This is a genomic window from Streptomyces liliifuscus, assembly GCF_016598615.1.
GTDB lineage: Bacteria > Actinomycetota > Actinomycetes > Streptomycetales > Streptomycetaceae > Streptomyces > Streptomyces liliifuscus.
Window position 1 is genome coordinate 10,066,336 of the sequence record NZ_CP066831.1, and the last position, 18,644, is coordinate 10,084,979.

The window sequence follows — 18,644 nt, forward strand, 5'->3', positions numbered from 1 at the left end:
CTTCCGGTCCTCCTTCCGCTTCCGGTCCCGCGACTCCCGTGCGGGGCTTCACCCTTCCTCCGGGGCACGCGGCGGCCTGAGCAGACCCGCGCGTTCGGCGAGCAGGGCCGCCTGGACACGGCTGCCCACCTCCAACTTGGCGAGGACGGCGCTCACATGGTCCTTGACCGTGCCGATGCTCAGATGCATCCGAGCGCCGATACCGGTGTTGGACAGCCCCTCGGCGATGAGGACGAGAACGGCACGCTCGCGTTCGGTCAGCCGGGCCACACAACGGGCGGCCTCCTCATGGGGGCCGTTGTCCAGATACCCGTCGACCACGGTCCGGGTGACCCGGGACGACAGGACGACACCGCCGTCGGCCAAACTGCGTACCAGCAGCGGCAGTTGCACGGGATCGGTGTCCTTGAGCAGGAACCCGGCCGCCCCCGAGCGCAGTGCCGTCGCCACGTACTCGTCCATGTCGAACGTCGTGAGCATGGCCACCGTGGGCGGCTGCGGCAACCGGCGCAGGTCGGCCAGGACAGTGAGCCCGTCCACGTCCGGCATCCGGATGTCGAGCAGCACGACGTCGGGACGCAACTCCCGCGCCGAGTGGACCGCCTGGCCGCCGGGGACCGCCGCCACGACCTCGATCCCGTCCGCGGAGTCGAGGATGTGCCTGAAGCCCGTACGGATCAGAGCCTCGTCGTCGACCACCAGTACCCGGATCAACCTGCGCTCCCTCGCCCCGGGGCCGCCGCTGGACTCCTACGACGCGCAGGAGCCTCCTCCGGTTCCTTCGCGGCGGCGCTCGCCGGGCGACGGGGGCGGCTCCGGCCGGTCGGCGGGGCAACTCCGGCCACCTGCCGGATGGGCCGGAGCCCGCACACGCCCGATCCTGAAGCACATGACACACGACGCGTCATCGGTCTCAACGGCCATGTCCCCGGCGCCTGCCTCGGAACAAGGCAGCACTCCCACCACTGCTCCCGCGCCGTCGGCGGGGCGGCTGATAGGCATCGACCTGGCCCGCGGACTCGCGGTCTTCGGCATGTACGCGGCCCATGTCGGCCCGGACCCGTCGGTGGGCGGGCCACTGGGCTTCGTGCTGGAGCTGGCGCGCGGGCGTTCCTCCGCGCTCTTCGCCCTGCTCGCCGGTTTCTCGCTCGTCCTCATCACCGGCCGCCCGCATCCCCGGACCGGTCGGGCCGGACGGCAGGCCGTGGGCAGGATCCTCATCCGCTGTGTGGTCCTGGTCGTGCTGGGCTTCGCCCTGACCGCACTGGACACCGACGTCGACGTGATCCTCGCGTTCTACGGACTGACCTTCCTCGCCGTGCTCCCGCTGTACCGGCTGCGGGTCCGCACGCTCGCGGTCATCGGCGCCGCGAGCGCGCTGGTCATGCCCCAAGTGCTGTACGTGATCCGCCAGTCGATCGACAACGGGGACTGGGCCGACGCCGTCATCCGCTGGGACCCGCTGGCGCGGATCGGCGACACGGACGGTCTCGTCGAGCTGCTGTTCACCGGTGAGTACCCGGTGCTCACCTGGATGCCGTTCATGATCGTCGGCATGGTGGTGGCCCGGCTCGACCTCGGCCGGGCCAAGGTCCGTGCCCGACTCGCCCTGACCGGCGGCGGGTTGGCCGTCCTCGGCTACGGCGGCTCCTGGCTCGCCCTGCGCCTCGTCCCGAACGCGCGGGCCACCGTCGCCGCGGCCACGGACGGAGACTCGGCGGCCTCGGCCTGGTGGTCCGACACCGTCGGCTACCTCACGGACGGCACCCCGGCCGCCTGGCTGCTGGTGGCCGCGCCGCACAGCCAGACGACGTTCTCCATCCTCGGCAACACGGGCGCGGCGCTCCTCGTGGTGGCCGCCTGCGTCACCGTCACGGCCCGGATGCCCCGCGTCACGCGCCTGGCCACGCCCGTCGCGGCGGTCGGCATGATCTCCCTGACCGCCTACGTCCTGCACATCCTCGCCATTTACGTGGTCGGCATGGAGGACGAGACCGTCCCGGCCCTGATCGCGCTGTTCGCCTTCATCGCGACCGCCATGCTGCTGGCGACCGCCTGGACACGACGGTTCCGGCGCGGCCCTCTGGAGTACCTGCTCCACGCCACCACACGGGTCACCCGCTACATCAAGTGACGTCCGGATCAGAGCGAATGACGGTGCCCCCGTGCCCCCCGTGCCGCCCGGCCCACCGGGCGGCATGGGCACGGGTGCTCAGGGCCCTGCGCAGGGCGGAGACCTCCTCGTCAGACACCCGGTGCTCCCGGTGGGTCGGCCGGATGTCGGACCCCCGGTGTGACGCGATACCCCGGGTAGGTATCATCCCCTCGTATCCACTCCGGTGGCACCCGAGACGCAAGGGACCCATGGCCAGTGTCTGCGACGAGGCGGTGAACCGCCTCGGACGGCTCGCTCGACCGCGATCGACGTCGCGGTCCGTCGGGCTGCTCGTGTGCGCGCTGCTCCTCGGCCTGGTCGGCATGCACGGCCTCGGACCGGTTCCCGCGGGCGCCGGCCACGACCCGATGCCGGTGGCCGCGCCCATGAGCGTGGTGGCGTCGATGCCGGACGCGTGCGAGCACGGCGAAGGCGGCTGCACGGGCCATGCCCAGCACGCGGATCCGACGTGCGCGTCCGCGTCGGTCGCCGGTTCGCCCGCGATGGTGCCGGTGCTGCTGTCCGACGTGGCGGCCTGTGCCGGAGTGCCACGGGCAGGCGCCGCCTCGACCGGCAGCGGTCCCGACGGCGGCCGGGCGCCGCCCTCACTCTCCGAACTCCAACTCCTGCGGATCTAGAGCGGCCCGCGAGGCGTCGTACGCCATTTGGCGCGGCGCCGCGCTCCGGCACGCCCTTCATCCCAACCGTCCCAGGAGTTCCACCATGACAGCGCACCGCGCACTCGTCCGCCGAACCGTCCTGTCCGTCACCGCGGGAGCCGCCGCACTCGTCCTCGCCGCCTGCGGCAGTGACAGCGGCAGCGGAGGACACGACATGGGGTCCATGGAGTCCGACTCCGGCCCCACGACGACCGCCCCGGCCAAGGCCGGCGACCACAACGACGCGGACGTCGACTTCTCCAAGGAGATGATCCAGCACCATCGTCAGGCCGTCGACATGGCCGAACTGGCCGCCGACCGCGCCTCCTCGCAGGAGGTCAAGGACCTGGCCACGAAGGTCAAGGGCGCACAGGACCCGGAGATCAAGACCATGTCCGGCTGGCTCACCTCGTGGGGCGAGGACGTGCCCGAGGAGATGTCCGGCGCCATGGACCACGACATGTCGTCCGCCATGCCCGGCATGATGAGCGGCAAGGACATGGACAAGCTGGAGAAAGCCTCCGGCGCCGAGTTCGACACCATGTTCCTCACGATGATGGTCGAACATCACGAGGGCGCCGTCGACATGGCCGAGACCGAGAAGGCCGACGGCAAGTACGGCCCCGCCACGAAGCTCGCGGACGCCGTCGTGACGGCCCAGACCGCCGAGATCAAGCAGATGAACAAGATGCTCGGCAAGAGCTGACACCTCGTCATGATGCGGTGGGCCGACGGGGCGTGAGCCGCGTTGGCCCACTCGGTCGGCAGGCTTCCCCGCGCCCCGTCCGGTCCGTTGGCGATCTCGTCGTTCGGAACGCAACCTTCAGTCGTGTACGGGTGAACGGCCACGTGTGTTCACCCGTACCCCTTGTCGTACGTCTGGCCGCTCACGCGGACAGGAACAGCCCGGATTCGGAGAGGTACGTGTCACAGCAGCCACAGCGAGGACGGACCGGCCGCACTTTCACCGCCCACGGGGTGCGCCGCGCCGCCCTGATCGGCAGCCTCGCCCTTCTTCCCCTGGTCACGGCCTGCAGCGGCGGGAGCGACGACAAGGCCGAGGGCGACAGCAAGCCGTCGACCGCCGCCATGGCCGCGGTCGTGGCACCGGCGAAGGTCGAGGTGATCGCCAACCTCACCGGCTGCAAGGTCAAGATCCGAACCGACGCGGACGAACTCCGCGAAGGTGTCTGCCACACCCCCGCGGGCGACTACCTCATCACGACCTTTCCCGAGGAGAAGTACAAGCTGACCTGGCTGGACAGCGCCGCCATCTACGGGGGCAAGTACCTCGTCGGCCCGCGCTGGGCCATCAGCGCGAAGCCGAACATGCTCGGACCGCTGCGCAAGAAGGTCGGCGGCACCATCCAGGACCTGGAGGCCATGCACGCGCAGCCCTCCCCGAGTTCGTCGAAGAGTTCGTCGAAGTACGGGCCGGAGCCCAGCTCGTCCTAGGGGCGGCCCTGCTCCCGTTTCCCGTCATCGAACGCCCCCTCACAGCCGCGGCTGTGAGGGGGCGTTCGGGTTGACGTGGGATCACGGCCGGGTCTGGGTGCCCGGCCGACTGTGCCCGGGCAGTCGGCCATTCACTCCGCGGGTCGCACCGCGCGGGCCGCGATCCCCTCGACGAAGATGTCCAGGGAGAACGCGAACAGCGTGTCGGGCGAGTCGGGTTGCAGCTCGCCGACCCGCGTCACGACGCCGCGGCGATGGTCTTCACGATGCCGCAGGCGCTCTATCCGGTCCTGGCCGACCAGCAGTTCGGCGGCGGACCGGGTGTGGTGGGACTGCTGTACGCCGCGCCCGCGCTCGGCGCGCTGATCGGCGCCGCCACCAGCGGCTGGACCGGCCGGGCCGGCGGGCACGCCCTGATCGGCGCGGTCCTGCTGTGGGGGCTGTCACTGACGAGGTTCGGCGCGACCTCCTACCTTCCGCTCGCGCTCGTCCTGCTGGCCCTCGCCGGATTGGGCGACCTGATCTCCGAGACACTGCGCTCGGCTCTCCTCCAGCACGGCACCCCCGACGAACTGCGCGGCCGGGTCAGCGGCCTGTGGATGGTGCAGGCGACCGTCTCGCCCGCCCTGGGCAACGCCGCCGTCGGCCTCCTCGCCGAACTGACCGGTGCCCGCGCCGCGGTGGTCGTGGGAGGCCTGTTCTGCGTGGCCGCCACGCTTGTGGTGGCCGCGGCCTTCCCGGCCCTACGCCATGCCCGCCTCGCGCTGTCACCCGTGTCACCCGAGTCGCTTGAGTGGTCCGAGTCGTCCGACGAGGCCGACGCCGGTCATGGGGACGCGGAGACACCTGCGAAGGGTTCGGCGCGCTAGCCGGCGGTCGGCGCGTAGGCGCTGATGACGTACAGGGCTTCGTCGTCGATCGCGTTCTTGTCCCAGTCCAGCGAGATCCGCTCCGGGTGACCGTCGGGCGCGTACTCCGCCTCCGCCGTGTCGGCGTCGTCGCGCCGGGCCTGCTCCAGCTCGTCCAACAGCTCGCCGATGGTGGGTACTTCACCGGGCAACTGCTTCACCACCCGCCGGCTGTCCGCGTCGAGACCGACCGCCTCCGCGACCTTGCCGTCGCGGACGGTCACCCGGAAGGTGCCGAGCAGACTCCGTTCCCCTTCACTGGACTTGAGCGTGTAGACGTACGAGTCGGGCTCCCGCCAGGTGGCCGCGCTCGAGGGTGTGGCGGGATCCGGCTCGGCCACCTCGGTGGATGCGGAGGACGACTCCGTGCCGCAGGCGACGGTCGCCCACAGCAACCCTCCGACCAGTCCGGCGACGGACACAAAACGACGACTGGAGTGAACGGTGGTCATGCGGACGGCGGTCATGGTGGCTCCCTCGGGGACGGCTACCGCTATGACGCCGGTCGGCCCGGGAACGTTCGGGCAGTGCCCATGCCGTGGACAGTCGAGAGCTCCCGAAGGGTGACGGCCCGATCAGCTGTCGGGGATGCCGGTGCCGCTGAGGGCGGGGACGGTGTCCTCCCGGCGGGCCAGGGAGCGGGCGGCGAGCCGGAACTGGTCGAGTGTGTCGACGACGGTCCGGCCGACGGGCGTGTGGCCCCAGACGCTGATGCCCTGGTGGGTGCTGGGCTCCCAGGTGGTCTCGTCGACGACGACGGGGTTCCAGCCGACCTCCCACTCGAAGCCCGAGGGCGTACGGGCGTAGTAGGACAGCTCCTTGTCGTTGGTGTGCTGTCCGATGGACAGGGCCATGTCGAAGCCGAGTTCGCACACGCGCTGATAGCTCTGGGCGACGTCGTCGAGGGTGGCCGCCTGGATGTTGAGGTGCTGGACGCGGGTGCGTACTGGGTCGACGGGCAGGCCCCGGACGGCGGCGACGGCGATGGAGTGGTGGCGCTCGTTGACGCGCAGGAAGCGGATCTTGAGCTTGACGCCGTTGATGGTCTCGTCGATGCAGTCGGTCAGGCGGGCGTCGAAGACGGTGCTGAAGTAGCCCCGGAGCTGGGCCGGTTGGGCGGTCGTGATCGCGACATGCCCCATCCCCGAGTCACCGGTGACGAATCCGGAGGCCCGCATGCGCAGCGGCTCCGCCGACTTCAGGGGGGTGGTGTAGATCTCCTGGGTGATGCCCTTGGGGCCGGGAAAGCACAGCAGACGTTCGACGCCGCGCAGGGCGGCTTCGTCGGGGGTGCCGTGGGCCATGGGAACACCGTGGGCGTGTATGCGGGCTTCGATCCGTTCGAAGGCGGCATGGTCGTCGACGTGCCAGCCGGTGGCGACGACGTCCTCGGCCGGGCCGCGCCGGAGGAGGAAGCGGCACTCCTGGTCGTCGAGACGGAAGCGCATCAAGTCCGCGTCGAGGGCGTCGTGGTGCATTCCGATGGCGTCGGCGCCGAAGCGGCGCCAGTCGGTGAAGCGGTTGGTCTCGATGACGATGTAGCCGAGATGGACGGCGCCGAACACCGACGCGTTCCCAGGTGTGTTCATCGTCGGCCCGCCAGGAAGTCGGCGCACAGCCGGTTGAAGAGCTCGGCCCGCTCGAACTGCACCCAGTGGCCGGTGTTGGCGACCAGATACAGGTCGCAGTTGGGCATGCGGTCGGCCAGCACGCGCCCGCCGCCGGGCCGGTTGACCCGGTCCTCGGCACCCCACAGCACGAGGGTGGGTACGGGGAGACGGTCCAGGCGCCGGTCACGGGTGAAGTCCATCCTCCACAGCGTGCGCAGCGCGTTCGGTCCGGACGGGCGACGCAACGGCGGGGCGGCGACGACCTCGGGGTCGATGCTGGCCCGGTAGCGCTCGTCGATCGCGGAGTCCGGGACGTCGGCGGCGTTGAACACCAGGTACTGGCGGATGAACGTCTCCAGCTTCAGCCGGGAAGGTCCGTCACCGCCGTAGTAGTTGAGCAGACTGTTCAGGCCCGGTGTCGGGAGCGAGCGGGTGGTGCCGATACCGCCGGGCCCCATGAGCACCATGCGGTCGACCCGGTCGGGTGTGTCCAGTGCGAGCCGCAACGCACACGCACCGCCGTAGGAGTTGCCGACCAAGTGGGCGCGCTCCAGTCCGAGTTCGTCCATGACCCCGCGGATGTGGTCCGCGAGATGGCCGAACGGATCGGTACCGTCCATGCCCTTGCCGCTGCGTCCGTAACCGGGCAGGTCCGGGACCACGACCCGGTACTCCTCGGCCAGGGCCGCGATGTTGCGCCCGTAGTTGGAGACCCCGGAGGCGCCGGGGCCACCGCCGTGCAGGAGCAGCAGGGGCGGACCGCTCCGGTCTCGGCGACGAAGATCTTCTTGCCCGCGATGTCGAGCAGGGACTCGCGCATCGACGGCAGCTCGGTCTGTGTGGTCATGGTGTCCTCGCTGGCTGGATCACTGGGACTGGATCACTGGGAGTGGATCGCTGACTGGATCGTTGGGTTGATCGCGGGGGAGGGGATCACTGGTCGGTGGTCGCGGTCGTCGGCCGCGTCGCCGGAGCGAATCCGGGCGGGGGCGGCGGGAGTTGGGCACCCGCGGGAGCGGCGGCGTAGACGTAGGCGTCCGGGCGCAGGGCGAGGGTGGCCGCACGGTGCCGGGCCAGCCAGGGCAACAGGACACCGTCGCTGTCGACGAGGTGCCCTCGGCCGGCCGCGACCCGGCGGGCATGACGGTGAGTGAGGGGACACCCGGTCGGTCCCAAGCGGGCTGGGGCGTGGCCGATTCGCTGTGCAGGAGCAGCCAGCGGTTGCCGAGCACGTCGTCCAGCCGTACGCGGACCCCGTCGGGCCCGGTCACCCAGGGCTGGGGGATCTGGAGTCCGGAAGCCTTGGTGCGGGGGAGCGCCTGCAGACCGGTGGCGTAACGGGCGACGGGTATCCAGCTCGAGTCCTGCAACCAGTTGCCGAAGCCCGGCACACGGTCGAGGAGCCGCAGTCCGGAGTCGCGCACCGCGGCCACGGATCTGCGCCGCTCGGTGATGATCCGCCCGACGAGTACCGCACGTCGGGTGACTTCCCTGACATGCGGTTTCCGCTCGGCCTCGTAGCTGTCCAGCACGGTCTCGGGGAGTTCGCCGCGCAGGACGGCGTCGAGCTTCCAGCACAGGTTGGCGGCGTCGCGCACCCCGGCTGCCATGCCCTGGCCGATCCACGGCGGCATGGCGTGGGCGGCGTCACCGGCCAGGAAGACCCGGCCCACCCGGAATTGCGAGGCGAAGCGCACATGGTGGCTGTAGACGGTGGCCCGCAGGATTCTGATGCTGTCCCGGCTGATTCCGTAACGGGCCACCAGGGCGTACACCGCCTCGTCGGTGGTCAGGTACGTCTCGTCGTCGCCCGGCAGGATCGGGAACTCCCAGCGGTGGTGGCCGAGCGGGGTGGGACAGTCCACGGCTGGCCGCGCCGGATCGCAGTGGAAGCGCAGCCGGTCGTGGTCCGGCCAGGGCTTGATCATCTCCGTGTCGATCACCACCCAGCGGTCCTCGTACGTACGCCCCTCATAGCCGACGTTCAGCTGCGCACGGATCAGGCTGGAGCCGCCGTCCGCCGCGATCACGTACGAGGCGCGCAGCCGGGTCACCGAGTCGTCGGCCGTGCCGACCACCGTCAGTTCGACGCCGGCCCCGTTCGCGTCCTGGCGCAGCCGCACGCACTCGTGTCTCAGCAGCACATCGACGTTCGGGTGGCGGGCCACCCCATCGCGCAGGACCTGCTCCAACGCGGGCTGGTAGATGAACAGTTGCGGTGGGTGCCCGTGCCCGCGCGGGGTCGGGTGCGCGCAGAGGAAGGGGCGGCCGCGGGCGTCGACGAAGTCGAGGGGCCGCTCGGTCAGCATGTCCTGCCCCAGCCGTTCGGCCAGACCGATGCGCTGCCAGATCCGCATGACCTCCTCGTCGGTGGAGATGGCCCGGGCCCGGGTGTAGATCTCCGCGTCGCGTTCCAGCACGACGACCCGCAGGCCCGTCGCGCCCAGCAGGTTCGCCGCGGTCACGCCCGTCGGCCCGTAGCCGATCACCGCCACGTCGTAGTCGCCGCCCTCGCCACCGACTCCGCTCACCAGGTCACCTCGCTGTCGTCCCTGTTCGCGATGTGTTGCGAACCCATTGCTGTAGCGTTTACTCCAATTGGAATGACCGCTACGGTAAGGTGGCTGCAGAAGACGGTCAAGTGCCGGTACGACCAGGAAGGGCACACCCGATGACCAAGCCGCAGACGGCGCGCAGGAAGCGTGCGAACGGGGTGGAGTCGAGGCAGCGCATCCTCGACGCCACGGTGGAGATCGCGGGCGAGCGCGGATACGAAGGCACGTCCATCGCGGCGGTCAGCGCCAAGTGCGGCCTGCCCGCCAGCTCGATCTACTGGCATTTCAAGGACAAGGACGACCTGATCGCCGCGGTCATCGAGCGCAGCTTCGAGACCTGGCTGGCGGCCGTCGAACTGCCGCGGGAGGAGACCGGCACACCGCTTGAACGGGTGAAGGCCATGGCGGCGAACGTGGCGAGATCGCTGGTCGACGCGCCGGACTTCCTGCGTCTGGGCCTGATGCTCGCCCTTGAGCGACGGCCCGTGGAGCCCCGGGGCCGGACGGTTTTCCTCCAGGTCCGCGAAGTCGCCGCCCAGAAGATCGCCGAGGTGGTCGGGACCCTGTTCCCGGACCTGGACGACGAGTCCGTACGCACCCTCACCACCTACGCCGTCGCCGGGGCCGACGGACTGTTCGTGCACCGGGAGCTCAACGGCGACGCCGTCGACCTGGTGGCGCTGTTCGAACTGCACGCAGAGCTGATCCACGACGCGGCGAGCCGCCTGGCATCGAGGAGCAAGGGATGACCCTGACCGCACCACAGCGCGAGGAAGCCCGTCGGCTCCTGCGCGAGGCAGAGCGGCGCGTGGCGCCGATCGACCCGCTGTCGGACCTGCTGCCAGGACTGGAACTGGCCGACGCCTACGCCGTCCAGCAGGGCAACATAGCCCTGCGCCTGTCCGCCGGAGCCACCGTCGTCGGCCACAAGGTCGGCCTCACCGCGGCCGCGATGCAGCAACTCCTCGGCGTGGACGAGCCCGATTTCGGCCACCTCCTGGACGACATGGTCCACCGCGACGGCGGCACGGTGCCCGCGGCCCGCTACTGCCGGCCGCGCATCGAACCGGAGATCTGCTTCCGCCTCGCCCGGCCTCTGCGCGGCCCCGACGTCACCGTCGAGGACGCCCTGGAGGCCACCGAAGCGGTCGCCCCGGCCCTGGAGATCGTCGACAGCCGGATCCGCGACTGGAAGATCACCCTCGCCGACACGGTCGCCGACAACGCCAGCGCGGCCGGTCTGGTCTGCGGTCCCTGGACACCCCTGTCCGACGCACCCGACCTCGCCACCGTCACCGTCGACCTGTTCGTCGACGGCGAGCCCGTCGCCACGGGCAGCGGCAAGGAGGTCCTGGGGCATCCGGCCGCCGCGGTCGCCTGGCTGGCCAACACCCTCGCCGCCTTCGGCACCGCACTGGAGCCAGGACATGTGGTGCTGCCCGGTGCCATGACCACGGCACCCTTCGTCGGCGCCGGCCAGCGGATCGAGGCCCGCTTCAGCGTCCTCGGCCCGGTGTCGGTGACCTTCGTCTGAGGCCTTTCGTCGGCCCTGGCGGGCTTCGACGACTTCGAGAGCTTCGGGGCTTCGGGAGCTTCGAGGACCCGAAGTCCCCGAGGACCCGAGACCCGAGGACTTCGAAGATCCGAGGGCTTCGCAGATCTGGCGACCCCTTACATCCGAGCACCCCGACCGGCCTCGTACATCCGAGGACCTCGACCAGAGGGCCTCCGCGCCAAGGAGCACCCCCTTCATGCCCCCTGCAACCGCACCTGCAACCGCACCTGCACCCGCACCCTGGCCGGTCGCCGTCATCGGCTCCGGCAACATCGGAACCGACCTGATGATCAAGCTCCTGCGGGGTTCCGGCGCCCTCACGATGGGAGCGATGGTCGGCATCGACCCCGCCTCCGACGGCCTGGCCCGCGCAGGCCGGCTGGGCATCGCCACCACCGCGGACGGCGTCGACGGACTCCTCGCCCTCCCCGAGTTCGCGGACATCAGGCTCGTCTTCGACGCCACCTCCGCCACCGCCCACCGGACGAACTGGGCCAGGCTGGAGCCAACCGGCGTACGGGTCCTCGATCTGACGCCGGCCGCCGTGGGCCCGTACTGCGTGCCCGTGGTGAACCTCGACGCCCACCTCGACGCCCCGAACCTGAACATGGTCACCTGTGGTGGACAGGCCACCGTCCCCATCGCCGCCGCCGTCGCGCAGGTCGCCCCCGTCGCGTACGCGGAGATCGTCTCCTCCATCGCCGCGAGGTCGGCGGGGCCCGGCACCCGCGCCAACATCGACGAGTTCACCGAGACCACGTCACGAGCACTGCGTGAAGTGGCCGGGGCCCGGCGCAGCAAGGCGGTGATCGTCCTCAATCCGGCCGAGCCGCCGCTGCTCATGCGCAACACCGTCTACTGCCTTGTCGAGGGCGACTGCGACCACACGGCCATCGAGAACAGCATCCTGGAGACGGCGGACAGGGTGCGGTCGTACGTCCCCGGCTACAGGCTCAAGCAGCGGGTCCAGTTCGACACGTACGGTCCGGACAACCCCCTGTACATTCCGCAGACGGGCGGATTCACCGGTACCAAGGTGACCGTGATGCTCGAAGTCACCGGCGCCGCCGACTACTTGCCCGCCTACGCCGGAAACCTCGACATCATGACCTCCGCGGCCGTCGCCGCCGCCGAGCGGATCGCCCAGCACGCCCAGCACGCTCAGCAGGCGCAGCACGGCCAGCAGGCCGAGCATGCTCAGCCCGCTGAATACGGCGAGCACGCCGAGCACGCAGGGACCGCCGCGGGAGCCCTCCGATGAGCCGCCTCTACATCAGCGACGTCACCTTGCGGGACGGCATGCACGCCGTCCGCCACCAGTACACGGTCGACCAGGCCGTCGCCATCGCCACCGCGCTGGACGAGGCCGGCGTGGACTCCATCGAGGTCGCCCACGGCGACGGCCTGGCCGGCTCGTCCTGCGTGTACGGCTTCGGTGCCCACACCGACCTGGAGTGGATCGAGGCCGTCGCCTCCTCCGTCACCCGCGCGCGGGTCGCCACCCTGCTCCTGCCGGGCATCGGTTCCGTGCACGATCTGCGCGACGCCCACAGCGCGGGGGCGTCCGTCGTCCGCGTGGCCACGCACTGCACCGAGGCCGACATCTCCGCCCAGCACATCGCGGCCGCACGGGAGTTGGACATGGACACCGTCGGCTTCCTGATGATGAGTCACATGACGGAACCTCAGAAGCTGGCAGTGCAAGCCAAGTTGATGGAAGGCTACGGCGCCACCTGCGTGTACGTTGTCGACTCGGGCGGCGCCATGGTCATGCGGGACGTCGCCGAACGCGTAGACGCCCTGCGGCAAGTCCTCGACCCGGCCACCGAGATCGGCATCCACGCCCACCACAACCTCTCCCTCGGCGTGGCCAACTCGATCGCCGCCGTGGAGCACGGGGCCCACCGAGTGGACGCCTCCCTCGCCGGGATGGGCGCGGGCGCAGGCAACGCTCCGCTGGAGGTGTTCGTCGCCGCCGCCGACAGACTCGGATTCGAGCACGGCTGCGACCTGTTCGCTCTCCAGGACGCCGCCGACGATCTCGTACGACCGCTGCAGGACCGCCCCGTCCAGGTCGACCGGGAAACGCTCACCCTCGGGTACGCCGGTGTGTACTCCAGCTTCCTGCGCCACGCCGAAGCGGCCTCGGCGCGCTATGGCATCGACGCCCGAAGCCTGCTCGTCGAGGTCGGACGGCGGGGCATGGTCGGCGGCCAGGAAGACATGATCACGGACGTGGCGCTCGACCTGCTCACCGCACGGGAGGCGGGGAAGGCCGGGAAGGCCGAGAAGATCGAGGTGCCCCAGGTGCCCCAGGTGCCCCAGGTGCCCCAGGTGGCCGCAGAGGGCCAGGAGCCCCAGGTGGCCCGAGAGGCTCAGGAACCCCAGGAAGTTGCCTCATGACCGCCGCCGCGGGCCGCATCGACGTCCACCAGCACATCGTCCCCTCCTTCTACCGAGACCGTCTCATCGGTTCCGGCATCGCCGAGGCCGGCGGCCGCGCCCTGCCCGGCTGGAGTCCTGAAGCGGCCCTGGAGCTGATGGATCTGCTGGGCACGGACACGGCGATCGTGTCCGTCTCCACCCCAAGCACCGCCTTCCTCACGGAACCGAAGGAAGCCGCCGACCTGGCACGACGGCTCAACGACTTCTCCGCGTCCCTGGTCGCCGAACACCCTGGCCGCTTCGGCTACTTCGCCACTCTGCCCATGCCCGACATCACCGCCTCCGCGGCCGAGGCCCGCCGGGCCCTGGACGAGCTGGGCGCCGACGGGGTCACCCTCCTGGCCAACAATCAGGGCGTCTACCTCGGCGCGGACGGCCAGGACGCACTGTGGCAGACCCTGAACGACCGGGGTGCCGTCGTCTTCGTCCACCCGGCCGACCTTCCGGCCCCCGCCGTCGAGAACATCCCCCCGTTCGCCGCCGACTTCCTGCTGGACACGACCCGGGCCGCCTACCTCCTCGTACGCAACGGAGTGGTCCGGCGCCACCCGCGCATCCGGTTCGTGCTCAGCCACGCGGGCGGCTTCGTGCCCTATGCCTCCCATCGCATGGCCACCGCCATCGCGGCCGACACCGGCCGCAGCCCCCTGGACGTGCTGGACGACTTCCGCGGCTTCTATTACGACACCGCGCTGTCCTCCAGCCCCGCCGCCCTGCCGACGCTGCTCGCCTTCGCCCGTCCAGGGCATGTCCTGTTCGGCAGCGACTGGCCGTTCGCCCCCGCCATCGCGGGCCAGTACTTCGCCAACGGCCTCGACAGCGGTGTGGACCCCGGTGTGCTCCGGGCCGTCAACCGCACCAACGCGGAAGCCCTCTTCCCTCGCCTGGCAGGTACAGCCGGCGCGCCGATCGCGGCCCGTCCGGCGCCGATGCGCCTGAGGCAGTCGGCCCAGCGTGCCGTCGCCCGCCTCCTCTTCAAACTCTTCCAGCCCGGCACCGGTTGAGGCACGCAGCGGCGCTCAGGCCTGCCCGATACGGGAGTTGGCCGGATGCGTTCTGCGCGAAGCGTTGACTAGAAAGCGCTTGCCCCTTACGTTTCCCGTTCAGCAGCGTGACCCGCCGCTGGCATCTCGTATATGAGATGCCAGATGCCGGAGGCGTTATGGCCTGGGGACGTGCACTCTCCAGGATGTCGCCGAGAGTCTCGTGCGGAGGCGCTGCGTTCGCAAGGCGATCCAAATGGTGAACATCGTTCACGTACATGAAAACTGGACGCTCTCGAAGGGACGCACCCGCATGCGTACTCTCCCCCCACGCTCCCGTCCGAGGAGACTCGTCGTCTCCACGGTCGCGGCAGCCGCTCTCGCCGTCACCGCCGCCGTCGCTCTGCCGCAGTCCGCGGGTGCCGCCGAAACCTCCCCCATCGGCTTCGGCACCGGCACCACGGGCGGCGGCGGTGCGAGTGCCGTCACCGTCTCCACGCTCGCCGCGTTCAAGACGGCTGTCACCGGCAACACCGCCAAGGTCGTCCGGGTCAGCGGGCTGATTACGCTCACCGGTCAGGTCGACGTCGGGTCCAACACCACGGTTCTGGGCGTCGGTTCGTCGTCCGGCTTCACCGGCGGCGGGCTGCGGCTGAAGGAAGTGACGAACGTCGTCATCCGCAACCTCAACATCAGCAAGCCGCTCGCGCCCTCCGACGGCGTCACCGTGCAGAAGTCCACGAAGGTCTGGATCGACCACAACTCCTTCTCGGCGGACCGCGACCACGACAAGGACTACTACGACGGTCTGCTCGACATCAATCATGGCTCCGACAACGTCACCGTGTCCTGGAACACCTTCAAGGACCACTTCAAGGGCTCGCTCGCCGGACACAGTGACAACAATGCGAGCGAGGACACCGGTCACCTGAAGATCACGTACCACCACAACCACTTCAGCAACGTCTACTCGCGCATCCCCAGCCTGCGCTTCGGCACCGGCCACTTCTACGACAACTACGTACAGGGTGCCGACACCGCCGTGCACTCGCGCATGGGCGCCCAGATGCTCGTCGAGAACAACGTCTTCCGTACGACGAAGATCGCGGTCACGACGAACCGCAGCAGTGATGTGGACGGCTACGCCAACCTGCGCGGCAACGACCTCGGGGGAGCCGCCACCGAGATCTCCCGCACCGGCACCTTCACCAGCCCGCCGTACGGCTACACCGCCGAGCCCGCCTCCTCCGTCGTCTCCTCGGTGACGAGCGGCGCGGGCGCCGGAAAGCTCTGACGACCCCCCCCAACCGATCCCCCCAAACCGACCCCCACAACCGGAAGAAGGCACAGGGACATGACTTCTCCAGCGACCCCGCGCGCCCGCCGACGCGCGCTGACCGGCACCCTGACCGCACTCGGTCTTTCATCTGTCATGATCACGACAGTCGGTGCGCCGCCCGCGAGTGCCGCCACCTGGCCGACGCCCGCCAGTAGCCAGCCCGTGAGTTCGACCATCTCCGTCTCGGGTGTCAGGGACGGCGGCATGGTGCGGTACTACGGCAGCGGTGCCCTGGCCGGTGACGGCCAGGAGGAGGGCCAGGACCCGATCTTCAAGCTCGCGGCCGGCGCGACCCTCAAGAACGTCATCATCGGCGCGCCCGGCGCCGACGGCATCCACTGCGAGGGCAACTGCACCCTGCAGAACGTGTGGTGGGAGGACGTCGGCGAGGACGCCGCCACCTTCCGCGGCGGCTCGACGTACACCGTGACCGGCGGTGGCGCCAAGAAGGCAGCCGACAAGGTCTTCCAGCACAACGGGCCCGGCACCCTGAACATCTCCAACTTCGCCGTCAGCGAGTTCAAGACGCTGTACAGGTCCTGCGGCGACTGCTCCACGCAGTACACGCGCAAGGTGAACCTCAGCAACATCGAGGTGACCGGCACGGGATCCACCGCCCGGCTCGTCGGCATCAACGTCAACCGCAACGACGTGGCGACACTGCGCGGCATCACGATCCTGAACGACTCCAGCCGAAAGGTCATCCCCTGCCAGAAGTACAACAACAACACCGCGGTCGGTACTGGCCCCGACAGCACCAACTGCCTGTACGCCGCTTCGGACATCACCTACAGGTGAGCCGAGGCAGGTGAACCGTCGCGGGGGAGCCGTGACGTGTGAGCCGTGACGTGTGAACGGTGACAGTGTGGGCCGCGACGCGTGAACCGAAGCCCCGGCGGCCGGACGAACCTCACTTCCCCCCACGGAGGTTCGCTCGGCCGCCGGGTGCGTGCGTGTCATCGACCGGCGGGGGCCGCGGCGGTCGGCTGCGGCTAGGCCGCGAGCTCCTTGGTGATGAGGTCGAGCATGAACGCCGAGGACTCGCGGGCCCGTTCCTCCCAGGCGAACACGCAGGCGGTCGCCACCCCGTCGAAGTCCAGCTCGCGCAGGGTGCCGAAGAAGACGTCCCAGTCGACCTCGCCCTGGCCGATGTCGAGATGCTGGTGGATACGGGCGGTCGTGCCGGGCGGGTTGAGGATGTAGCGCAGACCGGACGAGCCCTTGTGGTTGAAGGAGTCGGCGATGTGCACGTGCTGCAGCTTGTCCCCGGCGTAGCGCATCATCTTCGCGATGTCCGCCCCGACTTCGGAGGCCCCGGAGAGGTGGAAGGAGTGCGGGGCGCAGTAGAGGTAGTTCACCCAGGGCTTGTTGATCGCCCGTACGAGGTCGACCGCGGGGGTGTTCTCCTCGCAGAAGTCGTCAGGGTGGGCCTCCAGGTTGAGGGCGATGCCCTCGCGCTCGAAGACCGGCAGCAGCTCGTCCATCGAGCGCCAGAAGGCGGCCTCGCTCGCGGCGGCCTGCTCGGGGCGGCCGTTGAACTCCGAGTTCATCAGGGAGCATCCGAGATCGGCGGTGATCTCGATCATCCGCTTCCAGTAGCGGACGGCGGCCTGTCGCTCGGTCTCGTCCGGCGAGGACCACTTGTACAGCGGCAGTACGGAGGACAGCCTGACGCCGTGTGTGCGCAGGGAGTTCTTCAGCGCGGCGACGCGTTCGTCGTCCGCCCGCGGATGCAGGAAGAAGGGCATGAAGTCGTCGCGGGGCGACAACTCGATGTGCTCGTAGCCGAGTTCGGCGACCGTACGCACCATGTCGTCCATCGGCAGGGCGCGCAGCATGTACGGGTCGAGTGCGATCTTCACGCGGTGCCTCCGTAAAGGGCCGGGCGGGGCTTCATGTCGACGGTGACGACCGCGCCGCCGGAGTCCAGGGACCGCACGGCGGCGTCGGTGATGACGGTGGCGGCATAGCCGTCCCAGGCGGACGGACCGGTGGGCTCGACGGCCGCCTCGACGGAGGCGATCCACTCGCGGAACTCGGTGTCGAAGGCGTCCACGAAGCGGCCCTTCCAGTCCTGCTGGACGGCGGTGCCGTGGCGTCCGGCGGCACGGACCCCGACGGCGGCCGGATCGGGCAGCCGTACGAGACCGTCCTCGCCGACCGTCTCGCACTGGATGTCGTAGCCGTACTGGCAGTTGACGAAGACCTCGAGGTCGACGCGGACGCCGCCGGCGGTCTCGAAGTACATGATCTGCGGATCCTTGAGGTGTGCGAACCGCTTGCTCGTGGCGCGCGGGGTGACCACCTGGGCGGAGACGATCTCGTCGTCGAGGAGCCAGCGCAGTACGTCGATCTCGTGCACGGCGGTGTCCTGCGCGGCCATGCGGGAGGTGTACGCCTCCGGGACGGTCGGGTTGCGGTGGGCGCAGTGCACGATCAGCGGGGTGCCGATGCCACCGGCGGTGATCACCTCCTTCATCTGGCGGTAGCCCGCGTCGAAGCGGCGCATGAAGCCGACCTGGACCAGGCGACGGCCGTGGGCGCGCTCGGCCTCGACGACGCGCAGGCAGTCCTCGGCGCTGGTGGCCAGGGGCTTCTCGCAGAAGACGGGCTTGCCGGCGGCGACGGCGTTCAGGACGTGCTCGGCGTGGGTGGGGCCCCACGAGGTGACGAGGACGGCGTCCACCACGGGGGAGTCGATCAGGTCGGTACCCGTGGGGAGCGCGGTGGCGCCGACACGGGCGGCCACCTCGGCGGCGCGCTCCGCGTCGATGTCGGTCACGGCGGTGACGGTGGCCCCGGTGACGACCTCGGTGAGTCGTCGTATGTGGTCCTGGCCGATCATTCCGGCGCCGATGACACCTACGCGTACGGTCATGGTCGTTTCCTTCGAGGGGGGCGTCGGGGGCGGTGCGATGTCTCGCGGGAAGGTCCTCTGTCGCGCTCTACTAGCGCGCTCTAGTCCGAGTACGATGACCCC

General features: G+C 70.0%; 17 protein-coding genes and 2 pseudogenes. 12 read left to right on the top strand and 7 right to left on the bottom strand.

Translation table 11 applies throughout. The annotated features are described in order from the left end of the window. Positions 1-48: 48 nt before the first annotated feature. Positions 49-714, bottom strand: coding sequence for a response regulator (locus JEQ17_RS43930; RefSeq protein ID WP_200400493.1), 666 nt, complete (start codon positions 712-714; stop codon positions 49-51). 175 nt (positions 715-889) lie between these two features. Between JEQ17_RS43930 and JEQ17_RS43935 the strand changes: the two genes are divergently transcribed. The 5 genes from JEQ17_RS43935 to JEQ17_RS43955 all read left to right on the top strand — a co-directional run bounded on the left by JEQ17_RS43935 (position 890) and on the right by JEQ17_RS43955 (position 5,138). Next, on the top strand, positions 890-2,134 hold the full coding sequence (locus tag JEQ17_RS43935; RefSeq protein WP_200400494.1) for a DUF418 domain-containing protein: 1,245 nt from the start codon (positions 890-892) through the stop codon (positions 2,132-2,134). A gap of 230 nt (positions 2,135-2,364) precedes the next feature. Beyond that, complete coding sequence (locus tag JEQ17_RS43940) at positions 2,365-2,793, top strand: DUF6153 family protein (RefSeq protein WP_234048596.1); 429 nt, start codon at positions 2,365-2,367, stop codon at positions 2,791-2,793. A gap of 85 nt (positions 2,794-2,878) precedes the next feature. Beyond that, on the top strand, positions 2,879-3,520 hold the full coding sequence (locus JEQ17_RS43945) for a DUF305 domain-containing protein (RefSeq protein ID WP_200400495.1): 642 nt from the start codon (positions 2,879-2,881) through the stop codon (positions 3,518-3,520). Positions 3,521-3,738: 218 nt separating this feature from the next. Continuing rightward, a complete protein-coding gene (locus tag JEQ17_RS43950) occupies positions 3,739-4,269 on the top strand; it encodes a hypothetical protein (protein WP_383384187.1) in 531 nt (176 codons plus the stop codon). A gap of 254 nt (positions 4,270-4,523) precedes the next feature. Beyond that, the gene (locus tag JEQ17_RS43955; protein ID WP_200400496.1) at positions 4,524-5,138 is read left to right on the top strand and encodes an MFS transporter; all 615 of its coding nucleotides are present in this window, start codon (positions 4,524-4,526) and stop codon (positions 5,136-5,138) included. Here JEQ17_RS43955 and JEQ17_RS43960 read toward each other — a convergent pair. From JEQ17_RS43960 to JEQ17_RS43975, 4 genes and pseudogenes are all read right to left on the bottom strand, one after another. Further along, on the bottom strand, positions 5,135-5,644 hold the full coding sequence (locus JEQ17_RS43960; RefSeq protein WP_234048597.1) for a DUF6174 domain-containing protein: 510 nt from the start codon (positions 5,642-5,644) through the stop codon (positions 5,135-5,137). The two genes, JEQ17_RS43955 and JEQ17_RS43960, sit on opposite strands and share 4 nt — an antisense overlap. Before the next feature lie 108 nt (positions 5,645-5,752). Then, entirely contained in the window at positions 5,753-6,766 is a 1,014-nt protein-coding gene (locus tag JEQ17_RS43965) for a VOC family protein (protein ID WP_200400497.1), read from the bottom strand. After that, positions 6,763-7,634 (bottom strand): annotated as a pseudogene (locus tag JEQ17_RS43970) (alpha/beta fold hydrolase). The gene JEQ17_RS43965 and the pseudogene JEQ17_RS43970 overlap by 4 nt, the downstream one beginning before the upstream one ends. Before the next feature lie 86 nt (positions 7,635-7,720). Next, positions 7,721-9,318: pseudogene (locus JEQ17_RS43975) on the bottom strand (bifunctional 3-(3-hydroxy-phenyl)propionate/3-hydroxycinnamic acid hydroxylase). Positions 9,319-9,458: 140 nt separating this feature from the next. Here JEQ17_RS43975 and JEQ17_RS43980 point away from each other — a divergent pair. The 7 genes from JEQ17_RS43980 (at position 9,459) to JEQ17_RS44010 (ending at position 16,462) form a co-directional block, all read left to right on the top strand. Then, positions 9,459-10,091: a TetR/AcrR family transcriptional regulator gene (locus JEQ17_RS43980; protein WP_200400498.1), complete on the top strand. Its 633-nt coding sequence runs from the start codon at positions 9,459-9,461 to the stop codon at positions 10,089-10,091. Continuing rightward, complete coding sequence (locus tag JEQ17_RS43985) at positions 10,088-10,876, top strand: 2-keto-4-pentenoate hydratase (protein WP_200400499.1); 789 nt, start codon at positions 10,088-10,090, stop codon at positions 10,874-10,876. Before JEQ17_RS43980 ends, JEQ17_RS43985 begins: the two co-directional genes overlap by 4 nt. A gap of 217 nt (positions 10,877-11,093) precedes the next feature. After that, positions 11,094-12,158: an acetaldehyde dehydrogenase (acetylating) gene (locus tag JEQ17_RS43990; protein ID WP_200400500.1), complete on the top strand. Its 1,065-nt coding sequence runs from the start codon at positions 11,094-11,096 to the stop codon at positions 12,156-12,158. Then, positions 12,155-13,300, top strand: coding sequence for a 4-hydroxy-2-oxovalerate aldolase (gene dmpG, locus JEQ17_RS43995; protein WP_200400501.1), 1,146 nt, complete (start codon positions 12,155-12,157; stop codon positions 13,298-13,300). Before JEQ17_RS43990 ends, dmpG begins: the two co-directional genes overlap by 4 nt. Further along, the gene (locus JEQ17_RS44000; protein ID WP_200400502.1) at positions 13,297-14,346 is read left to right on the top strand and encodes an amidohydrolase family protein; all 1,050 of its coding nucleotides are present in this window, start codon (positions 13,297-13,299) and stop codon (positions 14,344-14,346) included. Before dmpG ends, JEQ17_RS44000 begins: the two co-directional genes overlap by 4 nt. Before the next feature lie 292 nt (positions 14,347-14,638). Next, positions 14,639-15,619 (top strand): pectate lyase family protein, encoded by a 981-nt coding sequence (locus JEQ17_RS44005; RefSeq protein WP_200400503.1) that lies wholly within the window; start codon positions 14,639-14,641, stop codon positions 15,617-15,619. Between the two features lie 60 nt (positions 15,620-15,679). Next, positions 15,680-16,462 (top strand): pectate lyase, encoded by a 783-nt coding sequence (locus JEQ17_RS44010; RefSeq protein ID WP_200400504.1) that lies wholly within the window; start codon positions 15,680-15,682, stop codon positions 16,460-16,462. A gap of 194 nt (positions 16,463-16,656) precedes the next feature. On the opposite strand, the gene JEQ17_RS44015 is transcribed toward JEQ17_RS44010, so the two are convergent. Together JEQ17_RS44015 and JEQ17_RS44020 are read right to left on the bottom strand one after the other, a co-directional pair. Continuing rightward, positions 16,657-17,526 (bottom strand): sugar phosphate isomerase/epimerase family protein, encoded by an 870-nt coding sequence (locus JEQ17_RS44015; protein WP_200400506.1) that lies wholly within the window; start codon positions 17,524-17,526, stop codon positions 16,657-16,659. Then, a complete protein-coding gene (locus JEQ17_RS44020; RefSeq protein ID WP_200400507.1) occupies positions 17,523-18,542 on the bottom strand; it encodes a Gfo/Idh/MocA family oxidoreductase in 1,020 nt (339 codons plus the stop codon). The genes JEQ17_RS44015 and JEQ17_RS44020 overlap by 4 nt, the downstream gene beginning before the upstream one ends. Between the last annotated feature and the right edge of the window lie 102 nt (positions 18,543-18,644).